This window comes from Rhodococcus sp. IEGM 1318, assembly GCF_033142465.1.
GTDB lineage: Bacteria > Actinomycetota > Actinomycetes > Mycobacteriales > Mycobacteriaceae > Rhodococcus_F > Rhodococcus_F qingshengii_B.
This window is the reverse complement of the sequence record NZ_JAWLSC010000062.1, coordinates 1-536: the sequence shown is the minus strand read 5'-3', so window position 1 is coordinate 536 and position 536 is coordinate 1. Positions and strand designations below refer to the sequence as shown.

General features: G+C 58.2%; 1 protein-coding gene and 1 pseudogene. Both read right to left on the bottom strand.

The features are described from left to right. Positions 1–2 precede the first annotated feature (2 nt). Complete coding sequence (locus R4P65_RS33075) at positions 3–299, bottom strand: hypothetical protein (RefSeq protein ID WP_317829706.1); 297 nt, start codon at positions 297–299, stop codon at positions 3–5. Positions 300–320: 21 nt separating this feature from the next. Continuing rightward, positions 321–536 (bottom strand): annotated as a pseudogene (locus tag R4P65_RS33070) (DNA alkylation repair protein); the annotation flags it as partial.

Below are 536 nucleotides of genomic sequence, written 5' to 3'. Positions count from 1 at the left end.
GTCTAGGCGGGTATGCCGTAGCTCATCTTCATCGTTTCCGGGTTCTCCACCAATGCCATCAAGTTGGCGAAGGCATCGGTGTGCGCAACTTTACTCATCGAGTTTTGAGCTTCGAGGAGTGTGGCCCATCGGTATTTGAGGAGCCAACCGTTGTCTGTTCCAGCAGCGCGATACAACTCTCGTGACTGGAAGCCACCGATATCTGGTAGTTCTCGGTCGAGTGCGTCCAATGCTCGCTTCAGGTTTTCGGCCGTGGTGCTCGGATGGGTGGTGAACTCGACGATCTCGATGACGGTCATGTGGTTTCCTTTCGACAGGGATTAATGGAGGGAGCGGAGAGCTCGGCGCGCGATCCGTTCGGTCGCCGCGTTCGCTTCGTATTCGGTGAGCCATCGCCGGCATTGGGTGCGTGCCCAATCCGGATTCGTCTTCGCTGCGTCGTTGATCCAGTTCGCCACCGAATCCTGCACGTACCGGGACGGATCTGCTCGCAACGGCGTCAGGATCGGCAACCCGAGGTCGGGGTCGACTTTCAG